This is a genomic window from Bradyrhizobium sp. JR3.5, assembly GCF_054057015.1.
This window is the reverse complement of sequence record NZ_JBSRYV010000002.1, coordinates 5,829,150-5,846,131: the sequence shown is the minus strand read 5'-3', so window position 1 is coordinate 5,846,131 and position 16,982 is coordinate 5,829,150. Positions and strand designations below refer to the sequence as shown.

At 65.1% G+C, this 16,982-nt stretch carries 14 protein-coding genes and 2 pseudogenes; 8 read left to right on the top strand and 8 right to left on the bottom strand.

The window, feature by feature from the left end:
- Window positions 1–55 precede the first annotated feature (55 nt).
- From ACVWW1_RS44725 to ACVWW1_RS44715, 3 genes are all read left to right on the top strand, one after another.
- Complete coding sequence (locus ACVWW1_RS44725) at window positions 56–916, top strand: tyrosine-type recombinase/integrase (protein ID WP_029085027.1); 861 nt, start codon at window positions 56–58, stop codon at window positions 914–916.
- Between the two features lie 20 nt (window positions 917–936).
- Window positions 937–2,163, top strand: a complete 1,227-nt coding sequence (locus ACVWW1_RS44720; protein ID WP_176396397.1) for an IS91 family transposase — start codon at window positions 937–939, stop codon at window positions 2,161–2,163.
- Between the two features lie 417 nt (window positions 2,164–2,580).
- A protein-coding gene (locus ACVWW1_RS44715; protein WP_456660277.1) for an IS630 family transposase occupies window positions 2,581–3,524 on the top strand; the annotation gives its coding sequence in 2 pieces (ribosomal slippage) (window positions 2,581–2,919 and window positions 2,922–3,524; 942 coding nt in all).
- 22 nt (window positions 3,525–3,546) lie between these two features.
- On the opposite strand, the gene ACVWW1_RS44710 is transcribed toward ACVWW1_RS44715, so the two are convergent.
- The 4 genes from ACVWW1_RS44710 to ACVWW1_RS44695 form a co-directional block, all read right to left on the bottom strand.
- Window positions 3,547–4,041: a TIGR03809 family protein gene (locus ACVWW1_RS44710; RefSeq protein ID WP_456660276.1), complete on the bottom strand. Its 495-nt coding sequence runs from the start codon at window positions 4,039–4,041 to the stop codon at window positions 3,547–3,549.
- A gap of 542 nt (window positions 4,042–4,583) precedes the next feature.
- Entirely contained in the window at window positions 4,584–6,260 is a 1,677-nt protein-coding gene (locus ACVWW1_RS44705; protein WP_456660275.1) for a S8 family serine peptidase, read from the bottom strand.
- Window positions 6,261–6,296: 36 nt separating this feature from the next.
- A complete protein-coding gene (locus tag ACVWW1_RS44700; RefSeq protein ID WP_207840805.1) occupies window positions 6,297–7,043 on the bottom strand; it encodes a hypothetical protein in 747 nt (248 codons plus the stop codon).
- A complete protein-coding gene (locus tag ACVWW1_RS44695) occupies window positions 7,043–7,612 on the bottom strand; it encodes a sigma-70 family RNA polymerase sigma factor (RefSeq protein ID WP_092125157.1) in 570 nt (189 codons plus the stop codon). Before ACVWW1_RS44695 ends, ACVWW1_RS44700 begins: the two co-directional genes overlap by 1 nt.
- A gap of 418 nt (window positions 7,613–8,030) precedes the next feature.
- Between ACVWW1_RS44695 and ACVWW1_RS44690 the strand changes: the two genes are divergently transcribed.
- Both ACVWW1_RS44690 and ACVWW1_RS44685 read left to right on the top strand, forming a co-directional pair.
- Window positions 8,031–9,179 (top strand): GGDEF domain-containing protein, encoded by a 1,149-nt coding sequence (locus tag ACVWW1_RS44690; protein ID WP_456660274.1) that lies wholly within the window; start codon window positions 8,031–8,033, stop codon window positions 9,177–9,179.
- Window positions 9,180–9,240: 61 nt separating this feature from the next.
- Window positions 9,241–10,347, top strand: a complete 1,107-nt coding sequence (locus ACVWW1_RS44685) for a DUF2336 domain-containing protein (RefSeq protein ID WP_092125155.1) — start codon at window positions 9,241–9,243, stop codon at window positions 10,345–10,347.
- Here the strand turns inward: ACVWW1_RS44685 and ACVWW1_RS44680 are convergent.
- Genes ACVWW1_RS44680 through ACVWW1_RS44670 form a run of 3 tightly spaced genes read right to left on the bottom strand, consistent with a single transcriptional unit; the run spans window position 10,344 to window position 12,138 of the window.
- Window positions 10,344–10,982, bottom strand: coding sequence for an NrsF family protein (locus ACVWW1_RS44680; RefSeq protein WP_207836465.1), 639 nt, complete (start codon window positions 10,980–10,982; stop codon window positions 10,344–10,346). The genes ACVWW1_RS44685 and ACVWW1_RS44680 overlap by 4 nt on opposite strands.
- Before the next feature lie 2 nt (window positions 10,983–10,984).
- A complete protein-coding gene (locus ACVWW1_RS44675; protein WP_456660273.1) occupies window positions 10,985–11,530 on the bottom strand; it encodes a sigma-70 family RNA polymerase sigma factor in 546 nt (181 codons plus the stop codon).
- A 32-nt stretch (window positions 11,531–11,562) separates the two neighbouring features.
- Window positions 11,563–12,138 carry a hypothetical protein gene (locus ACVWW1_RS44670; RefSeq protein WP_456660272.1) on the bottom strand — a complete coding sequence of 192 codons (576 nt, stop codon included), beginning with the start codon at window positions 12,136–12,138 and terminating at the stop codon, window positions 11,563–11,565.
- Between ACVWW1_RS44670 and ACVWW1_RS44665 the strand changes: the two genes are divergently transcribed.
- Both ACVWW1_RS44665 and ACVWW1_RS44660 read left to right on the top strand, forming a co-directional pair.
- Complete coding sequence (locus ACVWW1_RS44665; RefSeq protein WP_456660271.1) at window positions 12,137–12,541, top strand: hypothetical protein; 405 nt, start codon at window positions 12,137–12,139, stop codon at window positions 12,539–12,541. The two genes, ACVWW1_RS44670 and ACVWW1_RS44665, sit on opposite strands and share 2 nt — an antisense overlap.
- A gap of 124 nt (window positions 12,542–12,665) precedes the next feature.
- Window positions 12,666–13,446 (top strand): annotated as a pseudogene (locus tag ACVWW1_RS44660) (enoyl-CoA hydratase).
- Here the strand turns inward: ACVWW1_RS44660 and ACVWW1_RS44655 are convergent.
- A complete protein-coding gene (locus ACVWW1_RS44655; RefSeq protein ID WP_456660270.1) occupies window positions 13,443–15,305 on the bottom strand; it encodes an acetyl-CoA hydrolase/transferase C-terminal domain-containing protein in 1,863 nt (620 codons plus the stop codon). The pseudogene ACVWW1_RS44660 and the gene ACVWW1_RS44655 overlap by 4 nt on opposite strands.
- Before the next feature lie 240 nt (window positions 15,306–15,545).
- Here ACVWW1_RS44655 and ACVWW1_RS44650 point away from each other — a divergent pair.
- A pseudogene (locus tag ACVWW1_RS44650) lies at window positions 15,546–16,965 on the top strand (TolC family outer membrane protein).
- Window positions 16,966–16,982 lie beyond the last annotated feature (17 nt).

Genomic DNA, 16,982 nt, shown 5'->3' with positions numbered 1-16,982 from the left:
CCTGGCTGAGAGGATGTGGGTGTTGGAGCCCACCCCCTCAGACAGGAGTATCGAGATGGCCGATTTGAGCCCTCTTCGCCGCCGCATGATCGAAGACATGACCGTCCGCAATCTGTCGCCGGCGACGCAAAGATCCTACATCAGCGCGGTTTCGAAGTTCAGCCGCTATTTTGGCCGATCGCCTGACCGGTTAGAGCTGGAAGACGTCCGCGCCTTCCAGGTGCATTTGGTCTCGACCGGCATCTCATGGCCGGCGCTGAACCAGATCGTCTGTGCGCTACGGTTTTTCTACGGCGTCACGCTCGGCGAGGCGCTCATCCCAGAGCGCATTCCCTATGCGCGAGAACCGCGCAAGCTGCCGGTCGTTCTCAGCGCCGACGAAGTGGTTCAGTTTCTTGAAGCGGTATCGAGCCTGAAGAGCCGCGCCGCGCTCACCACCGCCTATGCGGCCGGGCTCAGGGCCTCGGAGGTTGCGGGACTGCGGATCGAAGACATCGACAGCGCCCGCGGCGTCATCCAGGTGCGCCACGGCAAGGGCGCGAAGGATCGCAACGTGATGCTGTCGCCCCAGCTGCTGGGCATCCTGCGCACCTACTGGCGGCTCGCCCGGCCGCGGCTTTATCTGTTCCCTGGTCGTGACGAAGATCATCCGATCGATCAGACCGTGCTGCATGCCGCCTGCCGGTCGGCGGTGAAGGCTGCGGGCCTGACCAAGCGCGTCACGCTGCACACGCTGCGCCACAGCTTCGCGACACATCTTCTCGAGAACGGAACCGATATCCGGATCATCCAGGTCTTGCTCGGGCACAATAATTTGTCGTCGACAGCGCGCTACACGCAGGTCGCCACCGATACGATCCGAGCGACGCAGAGCCCGCTCGATCGCCTGTCGCTGGAGGTGACGCCACCTGGATGACCCGCAGCGGGATGCGGGTCATGACCCGCTCCGACATCCGCTCCAACAGGCCCGCCATCGAGATTGCCGATATTCTGCGCCGGCATGGCGACGCCTATCGCCGTGTACATGCCGGTCATCTGGGGCGGGTCGAGCGGCGCGTGATGAGCGCGATCGTTGCGTGCCGGACCGAGGCGCTCGGCGGCCACATGCAGGCTTGCGACGACTGCGGCACGACACGCGTTGCCTATAATTCCTGCCGCAATCGGCACTGTCCGAAGTGTCAGGGGAGAGCCCGAGCCGCGTGGCTCGCCGCGCGTCAAGCCGACCTGCTTCCGGTTCCCTATTTCCACGTCGTCTTTACACTTCCCGCACCGATCGCCGCGATCGCTTTCCAGAACAAGGCCGTCGTCTATGCCATCCTGTTCAAGGCTGCCGCCGAGGCGATGACGACGCTCGCCGCCAATCCACGCCGGCTCGGCGGTGCGATCGGCGGCGTCGCCGTCCTCCACACCTGGGGACAGACGCTGATGCATCATCCCCACGTCCATTGCGTCGTTCCGGGTGGCGGCCTCTCGCCCGATGGCGCGCGCTGGACCGCTTGCCGACCGAACTTCTTCCTGGCCGTCAAACCGTTGTCCAGACTATTTCGCACACTTTTTCTCAAACGTCTGTCGGCAGCCTTCAACTCCGGTGCCTTGCGTTTCTTCGGCGATCTCGGAGCTCTGGCCGAGCCGGCTGCCTTTGCGGCCCACCTCGACGCCATGCGACGCATCAACTGGGTTGTTTACGCCAAGCGGCCCTTCGGCGGACCCGCACAGGTCCTGGCCTATCTCGGCCGCTACACCCATCGCGTCGCGATCGCCAACAGCCGGCTCGTCGCACTCGACGACGATCATGTCGCCTTCTCATGGAAGGACTATCGCCAAAACAGCGCGACAAAGATCATGAATCTCAAGCCCGATGAGTTCATTCGCCGTTTCCTGCTTCATACGCTGCCTGACGGCTTCCACCGCATCCGCCACTTCGGCTTCATGGCCAACCGCCATCGCGCTGCCAAGCTCGCCCTTTGCCGCGAACTTCTCGATCATGAGCGAACAGCCCCAAACGATGGCCAGCCGTCGCCTGTGGATTCGGAGGCTCAAACCTGGGCCGAGGTTCCTGCCTGTCCCGATTGTGGTGGCGTCATGCGCATCATTGAGCGCTTTCGACATAGCTTCAGACGCCCCAGCCCTCGAACATCACCGTTCCGATGCGACACATCGTGAGCCAAGTCATGTCGTGCACGACGATCATCATTCGTCATTTCGCTCCCAGCGTCTCGATCATCGCGGACGATCTCGAATCCGTGCTGTCACACTGCGCGACAACAACCGTCCGATGCAGCAAAAGGCCTATCGCGATCTCAGGCGAAGCGCGTCTGATCTCAACTCTTCCAGGATGCGCACTCCTGTGTCTCTGCCTCACGCGCCGAGCCAGCAGATCGGGCATGGCGATCTCGAACAATCCCCATAGCTGCAAAACCGCGAATAGCCTCCCGCGCCTTCGTTCAATCCGGCTTCAATGAGGTCGCGTCATAAGCGCCTGCCGCGCCCTCGCGTGAGCGCGACCTCACAGAACCCTCCAGATTCCCAGAAGGGACAATTTCTGATTCCAACTCCATGCTGGAACGGGGGCCAGCATGGATGACGCGACCCTATTCGGAAGATCTTCGTGAACTCGCTCTGGCGCGGGCTGACGCGGGCGAGACCGTGCGTTCGATTGCAGAAGCGCTTCAGATCAGTCCTTCCTGTGTGACAAAGTGGAAGAATCTGCGGCGGGAGACCGGAGGCGTTTCTCCCGGCAAGATCGGCGGTCACAAGAAGCCGGTTCTGTCCGGCACCAATGCCGACTGGCTGCGCAAACGCATTCGCTCCGGCCCATTCACTTTGCGGAAGCTGACGCAGGAACTGGCTGCGCGCGGGATCAAGACCGACGTGCGGGCAGTGTGGACGTTCGTCCATGCCGAAGGGCTGAGCTTCAATAAAAAACGATCCTGCCGGCCGAACAAGATCGTCCCGATATCGCGCGTAAACGGACGCGCTGGAAGACCCATCAGGGCAGGATCGACGCCTCGCGCCTGGTCTTTATCGACGAGACCTGGATCAAAACCAACATGGCGCCGCTGCGAGGCTGGGGACCGAGTGGGCAACGTCTCCAGGCGTCTGCGCCTTTCGGCCATTGGAAGACCATGACCTTCATCGCGGCGCTGCGCCACGACCGGATCAGCGCGCCATGGGTCATCGACGGCCCCATCAATGGCGAGCTCTTCACCCTCTATGTCGAGCAGGTGCTGGCGCCGACCCTCGCAAAGGGTGAACTCGTCATTCTCGACAATCTCGGCAGTCACAAGGGCAAGGCGGCGCGCAACGCCATCCGCGCCACAGGAGCCCATCTGCTCTTCCTGCCGCCCTATAGCCCCGACCTCAATCCGATCGAGCAGGTCTTCGCCAAGCTCAAACACCTGATGCGAGCCGCGCAGCCGCGTGATGTCGAAGCGACTTGGCGCAAGGTCGGCGAACTCCTCGACGTCTTCTCCAAGGAGGAGTGCGCCAACTATCTCAAAAATTCAGGGTACGTTTCCGTATAAACACATCATGCTCTAGAGCGCCCTACAGCGCGTTGCGCAGCAGCGGATAACGCCGCTGGATGGTGTCGAGATCGAGCACCGGCGGCGGCATGACCCGAGGGGGCATCTCCAGCGGCGGTGCGTCGGCCACAACGGGCGGCTGCTCGAGGACCTCGGCCGCCGTTTCCATCGCGGCCGCGACTGCGGTCATCGCGGCCTCCGCCAATGTCGCCGTCTCCGAGCGGCGCTGCTGCACCGACGAAAGATCGCGCGGCGGCAGCTTCGACTTGCCGCGGCCGAGCCAGGACAGATCGACCGGCGAATTGTCGAGCGAGGCTTCGCGGGTCAGCAATTCGCGCCAGATGTCGACCGCGGCCCGGGCTTCCCTGATGTTTTCGAGAAAGGCCTGCTCGCTGTGATAGCGGCGCCAGCGTCCGGTTTCGAACAGCTCGTTGAGGTGCTCCAGCCTTTGCTCGGCAAGGTTGCACCAGCGTGCAACGATCTCCTGGCCTCTGGCCACGTCGGTCCGATGTGTCATTCAACTTGCCCGCAGGGAAAGAAACGGACGCAGACGCAACGGAACCGAATCAACTGGATGCGACACTGATATTCTGTGGAAAAGGTAAATAAAGTCTAACCAAATTCTTAATCGCGGACGGGCGATGAATGAAGTCCGCTCAACTACGGAGTTTGTTGCCCGAACCATCGTCAAGTCATCGACTTGCGTGGTGGCGATGCGCGTCGCTGCCGATCGCTGCGCAGCCGAACGATCCACAGCAAACAGCCGCGGCTGTCGCGCGCATCCCGTCGCAATCATGCAGCGCGACCGCGTCCGTCCAGTGCGTCATGCAAGGATGCCCCCAAAATGAAAGACCCGTCCGGGGGGACAACCGGACGGGTCAAAGCCATATGGGCGCTTGGGGTGGATGGGCGCTCGCGCCTGATATAGCCGGGGAGGGATAAACCGCTCCCACACACATAAGTCGTGAGAGAGCGGCGGACGTTCAAATCGCCGGCGATTTTTTTAACCTTCTCGACGCCCGGTTCCATCGCACCGTTGCAGGCGCCCAGCACCGAAAATCACTGCGCGGCGCGGTGATTTGCGGCGGAATCGTCCGACGCGATCGACGGCGCCGCTTCATTCAACGCGCGGCTCACGGAAGTGTTATTGCCGTCCGCCTCATGTGCAGGCTGCGACGGTTTGTCCACGGTGGCCGCGACGGGCGCGCTGGTCGCCGCCATCACCGCGGCAAGCGCATCCGCCTCCCCGGCCCCGAACAGATCGTCACGTCCAGGTGTCCCGAGATCGCGGGCCGTGCCGGTCAGGACCTTCCGCACCTCGGCGGGCTTCAATGCCGGACTGCGCTCCAGCACCAGTGCCGCGATGCCGCTGACGAACGCGGCCGAAAAGGAGGTGCCTGACATCAGCTGGTACTTGCCGTCCGGCACCGACACGAGGAGATCGGCGCCCGGCGCCGCCAACGCGATGTAGCTGCCGCGGTTCGAGGCGGCCATCAGCCGCTCGCCGGCATCGATGCCGCCGACCGCGATCACATCGGGATTGGCGGCGGGATACAGTGGCGGCGATTTCGGGCCGGCATTGCCGGCCGCCGCAACCAGCACGACGTCCCTCGCCGCGGCGGCGGCCACGGCGCGCGCGACAAGTGCGTCCTTAGGTCCGGCAAAGCTCATGTTCACGATCTGCGCGCCGTGCGCGACCGCGTAATCGAGGCTCCTGAGGATCACATAGGAGGTGCTCTCGGCGCCGCCGGCTGCCGCACCGAATGCGCGGATCGCCAGGATCCGCACTTCCGGCGCACTGCCCGTCAGCCGGACGCGCGCCGCGATCACGCCGGCGACGGCGGTGCCGTGGGCATGCGGGCCATCCTTGCTACCGAGCGCATCGAACGTATCCGCAACCGTGTTGGCCAGCTCCGGATGGGCGGCATCAATGCCGGAGTCGATGACGGCGATAGTGACGTTCATCCCGCGCGCCAGCCTGTGCGCCTCGGGCAGATGCAGCTGCGTCTGGGCGTATTGCGCCGGATCACTGCCGCCCGCTGCCGGCTTCTGGTCCTGCAGCGCGTAACGGTAGTTCGGCTGCACGGAGCGGACGCTGCTGTCGCTTGCAAGGTCGCGTGCCACCGCGTCGGCGGAACGATTGCCGTCCGTGTGGAACAGGCCGATGGTCGCGCCCAGCAACGAGATATTCTGCGAGACGATCCGCCTCAGGCCATGGCGACGCGCCAGCGCGTCGGTCTGGGTCTCGGTCAATGCGCCGTCGATCTCCGCCACGAGCTCGTTCGGCGCGGTTCGCGTGGCCGCCACGTCCTGCGCGCGGCTGCTGCCGCCACCGCCGGCCCTGCCCTTCCTCGCAGCGCCCTTGCCGCCACCGTTCACGGCGACCGGCCGGCCGGAGCATTGGCGCGTGCCGTCATCGCAATCGGAAGAGAAACGGGGGGCGTCACGCACATGGGGTGGCGGCATGCTCGATCGCGGTCCGTCGCCGGTCCACGACGTCGCCGGGCCGTGGAGCGGCGCGCGGCCAGCCGTGCCGTCGAGCCCGCCGCCGGCGTTACCACCGGCCCCGCCGATGCCGGGATTGACCCGCGGCCCGATGGAGAGCTGCGGCCTGCCGCCGATCGGTGATCGCATGAAATTCTGGGCGTAGGCCGAGCCGGCAACAGACGCCAGCAACAACACCGCAGCCGCAATGGCCGCTCTGTTCGTCGATCTGGTCCGGCCGTTGGCGGTCATGGTGACCTCAACTCGGCGCAGACCGTCAGCCGCCGTCTACGGGGTCTCGACCGCGAGGCTAACGATCTTCTCTTTCTGCAATCGGGCAATCAGCGATGCGACGCCATCCTTGTCCATCGCGCGGAACTGCAATCGGAACATCCCGCCCTTACCGTCGACGATCGCGCCCTGGTAATTGTCGAGCAGCGACGTGATGTCGGCGATCCTAGCATCCGGCGTGAAGCGCACCAAGAGCCGCGTCGGTGCCGCCGCCACGCTGGCGCCGAGGTCGCGGGTGATCGGCGCACTGGGTGCGACGGCCGCGCTCGGTGCGCTGGGGGCGCTGCGTTGTTCGGCGGCATCAAGCGAGGCGGTCTGGAACGAGGCCGGCTCGCTGCGCATCAGCACCGCACCGATCACGCCTGCCTGCAGCAACACCACGAGCGCACCGAGGCTGGACGACCAGGCCAGCGTCCGCGGCGACAATTTCGAAAAGAACTCCGAGACGGAGGCCGACATGCGCGCGCCCGCCGACGGCTTGCGCTCCGGCTCGGCATCGATCGCGGCAAACAGCTTCTGCATGGCACGCGCAGACGGCGCACCGAGGCTCTCGTTAAGGCCGATGGTCTCGGCATATTCCTCGCGGATGACGGCATACTGCCTGGCCAGTTCCGGATCCGAAGCGAGCGCGTCCTCGACGCGGCGCGCGTCACGCGCGTTCAGCGTGCCGGCCGCATGCCAGGGCAGCAGCATCTCGACATCGTCAGGATCTTGACCCTGCACCTTCTTGTTGCTCGCAGCCATCATGGCCAACCTCGCTCGACACCGGCTGCCTTCAGCAACTCGGCAAGTTTCTTGCGCGCATAGAACAGGCGCGTCTTCACGGTGTTCTCCGGAATCCCGACGATCTCTGCGACGTCTTCCACGGATTTCTCGTGATAGTAGACAAGATCGACAATTTCCCGGTGTTCCGCCGATAGTCCCGTCAGGCACTTACGCAGCGTGTCACCCGTGTCCTTCTTCTGCACCACAGTTTCCGGATCGTCGGACGTGTCCTCGATCGCGTTCGCGGCCTCATCGTCCAGTTCGGCGTCTTTTCTTCGCCGCAGCGAAGACAACGCCTTGAACCGGGTAATCGCCAGAAGCCAGGTTGAAACGGCGGACCGTCCCTCGAATTTGCCCGCCTGACGCCACACGTCCAGAAAGACCTCGCTAATGAGGTCCTCCGCCACCTGTTCGTCCCGCACGAGCCGAAGCCCGAAGCGGTACACCCTGACATGATGCCGTCCGTACAGCACCTGCATGGCGAGCCGGTCGCCTTGAGCGATCCGAGCGATCAGAACCTCGTCTGAAGCCGCCTGTGTCGCGCTCAATGGCCGTCTCGCAAGGTTGGTCTGAGGGGGGTGGTGCGTGGTTCGACGCGAGAGGCAAGATTCTTCACAATACGGCAATGTCCTGACCGCATGTGTGATCTATGACACAGTCGACGATCCCAATGAGGAAAAATCGCCGGAGACTCGGTAAGCGGTATCATAATAGTGAAAACTCTCGCGGACTCGCACCATCCGGCGCGACCATACCAAGGCTTTGCCGGCAAGCCAGCGCTGTCGCGAAGCGGGCGCCGCCGCAAGCCCCCGCCCCGATCGCTTCCAACCCGCCTCCGTGAACGGATTCCCCTTACGAAACAAGGGTGATGACCGGGTTTCACCGGAGCAGATTCGGTTCCAAAAGATACCAAACCTAAAGGCTTTCCCACTTAAATTTTCGGCGGATTTCAGCAATGGCGAGACCATGGGCAGCGCTGCGTCGTCACTTCCCAGCCCGATCGCGGGTGCATCGGAAAGCGGCCGTCCCAGGCTGACGCGCGAGCGCCTGGCGCGCCGGGCCAGGCAGCGCCGCCAGATTCAGTCGATGGTCGCCGCCTGCTTCGTGCTCGATGCCGTCGTGCTGCTGATCTACGCGCATGCCGGCACGACGTCGGTCCTGGTCGCGGCGGGCTACGCCCTGACCGGCCTCTCCCTCGTCGCCATCTATGTGCTGCTTTCGGAGCGCGGCTTCCACGAGCGCTTCCGCGACCACTACCTGGTCGCGCCGCAATCGGCCGTCAACATGGTGAACCTGCTCGTGTTCACCTACATCGCGCCGGAAGTCGGCGTGCTGTTCCTCTGCAACCTGTTCGTGGTGTTCGGCTTCGGTGCGCTGCGTACCTCGGCGCGCCAGACCGCGATCGTCTGGACCATCATGGTGCTGGGCCTCGCTGCGCTGTTCCTCGGCACCGACAAGGCGATCGGGATGCCGACCAGCACCAGGATCGACCGCCTCGCCACCATGCTGGTGTTCGCGCTGACGATCGGGCGCTGCATGTATCTCGGCATCTTCTCGAGCTCGATGCAGCAATCGCTGTATCAGAGCGGCGTGAAGCTGAAGGAGGCCTACCGGCGCATCGAGGAGCTCGCTGAGCTCGACGAATTGACCGGCACCTCCAATCGCCGCAGCATCATGCGCACGCTCGAGGAGGAGATCGCGCGCTGCGCCCGCAACGGCAGCTCCTGCGCGGTGGCGCTGATCGACCTCGACCATTTCAAGCGCATCAACGACGTCTACGGCCATCCGATCGGCGACGAAGCGTTGCGCACCTTCGCCATCGGCATGTTCGCCAATCTCCGCAGCATCGATCGCTTCGGCCGTTACGGCGGCGAGGAATTCCTGCTGGTGCTGCCCGACCTGTCGCAGGATCAGGCGATACGCGCGCTCGAGCGGCTGCGCGCGATCATCGCCGGTCTCGACTGGAGCGCATTCTCGCCCGGCATGCAGGTGACGATTTCCGCAGGCGTCACGACCCTCAAGCCGCACGAAAACTCCGACACATTACTCGCCCGCGCCGATGGCGCGCTTTACGCAGCCAAGGCCAGGGGACGCAACCGCATCGCCAGCGCCTGACATCCTTTCATTTCCCTATTCGGCGCCGGAGAATCCGTCGCCACCGCTCCAGGACAGAGTCATGAGTTCGAAGCCCGAGACCGCCCCCGAAAGTCTGCTCGACGAACTGCAGACGACGCTCGCGCACGGCACCGTCGCACGCCGTGTCGAGACGCTGCGCCGCGTGACCGACCTCTTCATCAACGGCTCGGTCAACTATTCGGACCAGCAGATCGTGCTGTTCGACGACGTCTTCCAATGCCTGCTCGAGCACATCGAAAACTCGGCCAAGGCGCTGCTCGCCAACCGCCTCGCCCCGATCGAGACCGCGCCGCCGCAGACCATCCGTACCCTTGCATTCGACGACCTGATCGAGGTCGCAGGCCCCGTGCTGACGCTGTCGCCGCGGCTCGACGACGACACCCTGATCGAAACGGCGCGCAGCAAGAGCCAGGCGCATCTGCTCGCGATCTCCAACCGGAAGACGCTGAGCGGCGCCGTCACCGACGTGCTGGTGCTGCGCGGCAACGACGAGGTGATCCAGAGCGCGGTCAACAATCCCGGCGCGGAATTCACCGAGCGCGGCTTCACCCGGCTGGTCAGCCGCGCCGAGGGCGACGACAATCTGTCGACCTGCGTCGGGCTCCGCCCGAGCATCCCGCGGCATCTCTATCTCAAGCTGGTCGCCAAGGCGTCGGACACGGTCAGGCAGCGGCTCGAGGCTGCCAATCCGCAGCAGGCCAAGGAGATTCCGATCGCGGTAAAGGAGGCGACGCGACGCGCGCGCTCGGCGCCCGCCGCCGTGACGCCGGACACCACAATCGCGCATGCGCTGGTCAAGTCGCTCTACCAGGACGGCCGGCTCGACGAATTCCAGCTCGCGGCCTTCGCCGAGGCCGGCAAGTTCGACGAGACCAATGCCTCGCTTGCCGCGCTCGCCAATGTCTCGGTCAGCATCGCCGAGAACATGATGATCGAAACCCGCGCCGAGGGCGTGATGATCCTGGCCAAGGTCTCGGGCCTGTCGTGGTCGACGGTGCGGTCGATCATCAATCTGCGCGACGACATCTCGGGCGGTGAGCCGACCGATCTGCAGGCCTGCAAGGACACCTATGAGCGGCTGCGGCCATCGACCGCGCAGCAAGTGCTGCGCTTCCATCGCATGCAGCAGTCGGCGCCCGCGGCCTAATATCGTAGCGCCCTCGCTCCCATCAGCGCGCCGACGCTTGCGACGATCGCGGTCGCCAGCGTGTACCAGGTGGCAACGAACAGCGGCGAGTCATCGGTGCAGTGCGACGCATAGACGGTGGCCGCGAGCCCTGCCGAGAGCAGGCCTGCGACTGCGCCCGCGATCGCAGGCCGCGCCGGCGCGCCCTGCCGCAGCCCGTACAGCGCGCCGACCAAGAGCGGTAGCGACATCGCGGGGATCGCGGTCATGCACGCCACCGAGTTCTTGCCGATCAGGCGCGTCATCATCGGCGTGCGCTGCGGCATCATCATCTCGCCGCTGATCGCGGCAACGAGGATGCCGGCGGGAATCAGCAGCCACCAGCCGAAGCTGCGCAGCGAGGCTTCCGGCCGCGACAGATGCAGGCTGACCGCAATCGCCGAGGCGGCGAGCGCCAGCGTCACCGCGAATTTCAGGTCGAAGAACGGATTATGCATCGCTGTCATCACGTCGGGCCGCACGCCGAGCTCGGCGAAGAAGATCAGCAGCGAGACCGGCGCCGCCGCCAGCAGCGCCATCATCAGCGCAAGACCGATCGGACGAGGCCGATAGGCATTGTCGGCGGTCAGGGTTCGAATGAGTTGATCGGTGTCCATGCTCATCGGTCCCGTAATTTCGCGGTCAGGCTTGCAAGCCCACGATGCAGCGCAACCCGCACCGCGCCCTCAGTCATCGCGAATTTCGCGGCGGTGTCCTTGATCGAGGCGCTGTCGACCGCGATCGATTGCAACACGTCGCGTTGCCGCGCCGGCAACGCCTGCAACTGGGCGGTCACCTCGCCGGGCGATGCCGTCGGCTCCGGTGTTTCCCCCGGCAGCGTCTCGGCGAAGTCATCGATATTGACGAAGATGCGCCTGCCGCGGCGGCGCAGCGCGTCGATCAGCTTGTTGCGCGCGATCGCGAACAGCCACGGCGCGAACGGCGCACTGGTGTCCCAGGTCTGTCGCTTCAAATGCACCGCCAACAAAATGTCCTGCACGATGTCCTCGGACTGATCGACCGGTTGTCCCGCGCGCGCCAAGCCACGTCGCGCCGCGGCACGGAGTACCGGCGTGATGGCCTTGAGCAGGCGATGATACGCCGCGTCATCGCCTGAAATGGCCGACCGCATCAGGTCGGTCCATTCATCCTCACGTTCGCGCACGCAGGCTCCTGAATTGCAATTCGGCCGATCTTTCAGTTTGTTACGCGGCACGCCAACGACATCACGAATTCGTGATAATTATCCTCAGGCAACGCCGCGCCGAGGATCAGCCTCAAAGAATCGCTCCGGCGGGTTTGCAGACGGAAGGGCTCATAACACCGATCGGTCCGACACGCATCGGTGCAGCTGCTGCCGACGATCCACCGGGACGAAATTGCCCAGCTTTTGCCGTCTGATGCCCGAAGATTCCCTTTTTTTGCCCCGGTGTAGACACGCGGCGGGGTCTCATTTCGCGTTCGGGACGGGCGAAATGGGGAGATCATCAGAATGAAGATCAAAGCCAGCGGGCGCTTGGCCTTGATGGTTGCGACAGGGCTGACAGGGTTTTGTGTGTGTCTCGCCGGACCGTTGCCGGCGCATGCGGCCGGTTCGGATCCCGCCGCGGCGAGATCCGACAATGCTTCAACCGACAAGTCCGCGGACCAGAGTGCGCGGCATGGCCGGCGCCATGCGCACCACCAGTCTTCCAAGACGACTGAAAAGACGGCCGACAAATCCGAGAGCAAGAAGGCCGCCAGCGATGCTGGCAGCGTGACGTCGGCGGGCATGCCCGCCACGGTCGCCAATGCCAATGCGGAGCTGACGTCCGGCGACGGCAATGCGAGCACCGCGCCCGCCAACGTCAATCCGGTGATGGCCGCCTCCGATAAGCCCGGCGACGCCCAACCCGACGGCAGCGTGGTCGCATCCGACCAGCTCAACGACCTCGACCGGGCCCTGCAGCAGGAGCAGGCGGCGGAACAACCGCAACCGGCTCAACCGCAGACCATCCAGCAGGAGGCGCCCCCGGCGCAGCCGCCGCCTGTCGTCGTAGCCGCAGCCAAGCCGGCCCCGGTTCTGGCGAGCAGCGACAGCGCGAGCTGGGACCAGACCTCGCTGATCGGGAAGATCTTCATCGGCTTCGGCGCCCTGCTCACGGTGGCCTCCGCGGCGCGCATGTTCATGGCCTAGCCTGAGGTCCTCGCGGCTTGCGGCGCGGGTAGCGCCGCACCGCGGACCAAAGCCGCTTCAGCCACTTGAAGCGCATCCCGCCAGCGGGCACATTGCCCGGAAAATCAGGCACGGGGTTTGCGTCATGGCTACGTTCGAATTCATCATCGTCGAAAGCAAGGGACCGGTCGGCGTCATCACGCTGAACCGGCCGAAAATGTTGAACGCGCTGTCGTTCGGCGTGTTCCGCGAGATCGCCGCGGCGGTGGACGATCTCGAGGCCGACGACAAGATCGGCTGCATCCTGATCACCGGCAGCGAGAAGGCCTTCGCGGCGGGTGCCGATATCAAGGAAATGCAACCGAAGGGCTTCATCGACATGTTCAACAGCGACTTCCACCGCCATCGGCGGCGACCGCGTTGCCCGTTGCCGCAAGCCGACCATTGCCGCGGTCGCGGGCTATGCGCTCGGCGGCGGCTGCGAGCTTGCGATGATGTGCGACATCATCATCGCCGCCGACACCGCCAAGTTCGGCCAGCCGGAAATCACCCTCGGCACCATTCCGGGCATCGGCGGCACGCAGCGCCTGACCCGCGCGATCGGCAAGTCGAAGGCGATGGATCTCTGCCTCACCGGACGCATGATGGATGCGGCGGAAGCCGAGCGCTCGGGCCTCGTGTCGCGGATCGTTCCAGCCGACAAGCTGCTGGAAGAGGCGCTTGCTGCAGCCGAGAAGATCGCCTCGATGTCGCGTCCGACCGCCGCCATGGCCAAGGAGGCTGTCAACCGCGCGTTCGAGACGCCGCTTTCGGAAGGCATGAATGTCGAGCGCAACCTGTTCCACTCGACCTTCGCACTCGAGGATCGCTCCGAGGGCATGGCGGCCTTCATCGAGAAGCGCAAGCCGGTCAACAAGAACCGTTAATCCACGCGGCTCCGCTGCAATGCTGCGGTGACGAGCGCGCGATAGGCGCGCTCGGCGAAATGAGTCGGCTTGTCGAGACCGAGCCGCGCCAGGCATTCGCGGTCGGCGGCGTCAGGCGGATGCCGCATCCCCTGCCACAGCAGGCCGGCGAGTTGCAGCGGGGTCTGCTGCGCCTGCTGCAATATCTGCAGGGCCGGAATCAGCCGTTGCTCGACGTCGGTGAAATCGCTGCCGAACGGGAATGACGGCAGCAGACCTGCGTCACGTGCGGGCTTCAGCGCAGTGCTGATGCGCTCGGGATAATTTTCGCGGTGAGCGGCCGGGATTTCGTGATTGCGCGGCAGCTTGCCGGCATCCTTGGCTTGCCGCATCAACTCGCCCTGGAAGCGCGAGTCCGCCACCTGCAGCATCGCGGCGATCACATCGGCATCGGACTTCCCCCTGACATCCGCGACGCCGTATTCGGTGACGAAGACATCGCGCAGGTGCCGTGGAATGGTCTCGTGACCGTAGGACCAGCGGATGTTCGACTGCGTCTGCCTGCCGGACTGATGGGTCGCCTCCAGCGCCAGCACCGAGCGCGCACCCTCGAGCGCGAATGCCTGCGCCACGAAATTATACTGGCCGCCGACGCCGCTCACGACCTGGCCGTTCTCGAGCCCGTCGGAGATCGCAGCGCCCAGCAGCGTCGCCATCATCGCGTTGTTGACGAAGCGCGCATCGACGCGGGCGCGGCGCTTGCCGTCCTCGTCGCCGAAGATCTCGTTGGTGAAGGACACCGGCATCATCTGGATTCGCGCCAGCTGCTCGCCCGTCATCTCGCGCAGCGCCCGATAGAAGGATTGCGGACCCAGAAAGAATGCGCCGTGCAGGATCACACCGCCAACGTCGCGCTTGAGAATGCCGGCGTCGATCAGCCCGAGGAACGCTTCGAACAGCATCTCGCTGACGCCATAGAGCCCCTTCTCGAACGGCCCGGTCTCGGCCGCCGCGAGTTGTGCGCTACCGGGCGCAAGGCGCTGCATGATGCCTTGGAATTGGCCGTTGTCGCGGTGGCGCACCACGAGCCCCTGCGCCAGCGCATCGCCGACCTGCCCGATCCCGATCTGCAGCGTGCCGCCGTCGCGGACCAGACCCGCGGCGTGCAATCCGATCGCATATTTGGTGTCGCTGATCGGCTCCGACGGCGGCGCGAACAGCGGGAAGTCGGTGTCGGGACTGTCGAGCACCGCGGCGAATTCATCCGCCGGCAGATCGCCGGGCCCCGGCATGAACGGCAGCTCGGAATTGACCTGGCCGATCAGCTTGAATGAGGCCCGCCCCTGCGCACGGGCGCGCAGCACGTCGAGCGTCGTGTCGGTGTTGCAGCTCAGGCTGTAGCGCGGCACGCCGTCGACCACGCGCTTGGCGACGAGCTGGGGCACGACATTCAGTCCGCGCGACAGCAGATATGACGCCGCGTGGGTGTAATTGGCGGAAATGTAGTGCTGCTGGGCGAATGGCTGATGCAGCCATTGTCCGGCGAGGAAGAAGAACTCGATCACCTTGATGTTGGGCGGAAGCGCGCCGCGATGCAGCGCCTCGGCATAGGCGAGATCCGGATAGAAGCCGAACAGGCGATCGATCACGGGACCGATGAAGCGCTGCTCGAGCAGGTTCCTCGGCTTCGGCTTTTCCAGCGTCAGCGCCGAGAACAGCGTCAGATTGATCGAGCGGTCGGCGACCGCCCGCGCGTACAGCGCGTTGACGATATGATTGGCCTTGCCGAGGCCGAGCGGCAGCCCCACCACAAGTTCGGTTCCGACGTCACGAACGATGTGCTCCGCGATCGCCTCGGGATCAGAGAAGAGTTTCGGCATCTGCGATGAACCCGGGCAGGCAGGGATGACCGGCATCGCTGAATCGGCGGCCGGCGGTTCAAACTTATACTTCATATGACAGCTGCGTTCGCCTGTGACGAACCGGCAACAGACAACAACCGAAATGATGTGCAGATGTCGCGTGGCGGTTTGCCTGTGGCGGCGCCGGCCCGTAAACAGGTAGATGTGTCGACGGCATCGGCGAGAGCGGACTGCCGGGGTTTTGGTTTGCGGGATCACATGGTTGGGCGTGCCGCGAGGGTTGGCGACGTAGTGAGGCGCGTGCTTTTGTCGGGCATCGGCCTTGGCGCGCTGGCCTGCGCGCTGCTGACGGACACCGCGGCCCGCGCCGAGAGCCTGCCCGAAGCCATGGCCAAGGCGTATCAGACCAATCCGCAGCTCAATGCCGAACGGGCGCGCCAGCGCGCGACCGACGAGAACGTGCCGCAGGCGCTGGCCGGCTACCGCCCCCAGATCACCGCCGGCCTCTCGCTCGGCCTCCAGGCCGTGCGCGACCAGTTGCCCGGCAACGTGATCCAGGGCGCGACGCTGAAGCCCTGGCAGATCGGGGTTACCGTGACCCAGACCTTGTTCAACGGCTTCAAGACCGCCAACAGCGTCCGCGTCGCCGAGTTGCAGGTGCAGTCCGGCCGCGAGGCCCTGCGCAATGTCGGCCAGGGCGTGCTGCTCGACGCCGTCACCGCCTATACCAACGTGCTGGCTAACCAGACCCTGGTCGAGGCGCAGCGCGCCAATGTCGCCTTCCTGAAGGAGACCCAGGCGATCACCCAGCGCCGCCTCAATGCCGGCGACGTCACGCCGACCGATACCGCCCAGGCCGAGGCCCGGCTCAACCGCGGCCTGTCCGATCTCAACGCCGCCGAGGTCAACTTCGCGATCAGCCAGGCGACCTATGCGCAGGTGGTCGGCAGCGCGCCGTCGCAATTGCGTCCGGCCGAGACCATCGACCGGCTGCTGCCGCGCAGCCGCGAGGATTCGATCGCGCTTGCGGTGCGCGAGCATCCCGCCGTGATGGCCGCAGGCTTCGACGTCGACGTCGCCTCGACCTCGATCCGCGTCGCCGAGAGCAGCCTGATGCCGAACGTCACCCATGCAGGGCAGCGTCAGCCGCAGCCGCGACAGCGACCCCACGCTCGGCACTTTCGGGACCGACCAGGCCTCGGTAATCGGCCAGGTCACGCAGCCGATCTATGACGGCGGCACCGCGGCCTCGCAGACCCGGCAGGCCAAGGAAGTCGCGGCGCAGAGCCGCCTCGTACTGGACCAGGTCCGCAACCAGGCCAAGACCGCCGTGGTCAGCGCCTGGGTCGCCAACGAGGGCGCCAAGATCGCGGTGTCGGCCTCCGAGTCCGAGGTGAAGGCCGCGGAGGTTGCGCTGGCCGGCGTGCAGAAGGAAGCCGCCGGCGGCCAGCGCACCACGGTCGACGTGCTCAACGCCCAGCAGGATCTGATCACGGCGCGCGCTCGGCTGATCGGCGCACAGCGCGACCGCGTGATCGCCTCCTACACGCTGCTCAGCGCGACCGGACGCCTCGACGTCAAGACGCTCAATCTCAAGACGCCCGACTATCTGCCCGAAGTGCACTACCATCAGGTGCGCGACGCCTGGCATGGCCTGCGCACGCCGTCGGGACAATAGGTCTTGTGGAACGGTTC

Bases quoted from the DNA above. Each gene is read 5' to 3' on its own strand.
- ACVWW1_RS44690 (WP_456660274.1), top strand. From the start codon at position 8,031: ATGGGCAGCGCTGCGTCGTCACTTCCCAGCCCGATCGCGGGTGCATCG.
- ACVWW1_RS44655 (WP_456660270.1), bottom strand. From the start codon at position 15,305: ATGCCGAAACTCTTCTCTGATCCCGAGGCGATCGCGGAGCACATCGTT.
- ACVWW1_RS44725 (WP_029085027.1), top strand. From the start codon at position 56: ATGGCCGATTTGAGCCCTCTTCGCCGCCGCATGATCGAAGACATGACC.
- ACVWW1_RS44680 (WP_207836465.1), bottom strand. From the start codon at position 10,982: ATGGACACCGATCAACTCATTCGAACCCTGACCGCCGACAATGCCTAT.
- ACVWW1_RS44705 (WP_456660275.1), bottom strand. From the start codon at position 6,260: ATGACCGCCAACGGCCGGACCAGATCGACGAACAGAGCGGCCATTGCG.
- ACVWW1_RS44665 (WP_456660271.1), top strand. From the start codon at position 12,137: ATGCCCGCCACGGTCGCCAATGCCAATGCGGAGCTGACGTCCGGCGAC.
- ACVWW1_RS44670 (WP_456660272.1), bottom strand. From the start codon at position 12,138: ATGCCCGCCGACGTCACGCTGCCAGCATCGCTGGCGGCCTTCTTGCTC.
- ACVWW1_RS44700 (WP_207840805.1), bottom strand. From the start codon at position 7,043: ATGGCTGCGAGCAACAAGAAGGTGCAGGGTCAAGATCCTGACGATGTC.
- ACVWW1_RS44710 (WP_456660276.1), bottom strand. From the start codon at position 4,041: ATGACACATCGGACCGACGTGGCCAGAGGCCAGGAGATCGTTGCACGC.
- ACVWW1_RS44685 (WP_092125155.1), top strand. From the start codon at position 9,241: ATGAGTTCGAAGCCCGAGACCGCCCCCGAAAGTCTGCTCGACGAACTG.
- ACVWW1_RS44720 (WP_176396397.1), top strand. From the start codon at position 937: ATGACCCGCTCCGACATCCGCTCCAACAGGCCCGCCATCGAGATTGCC.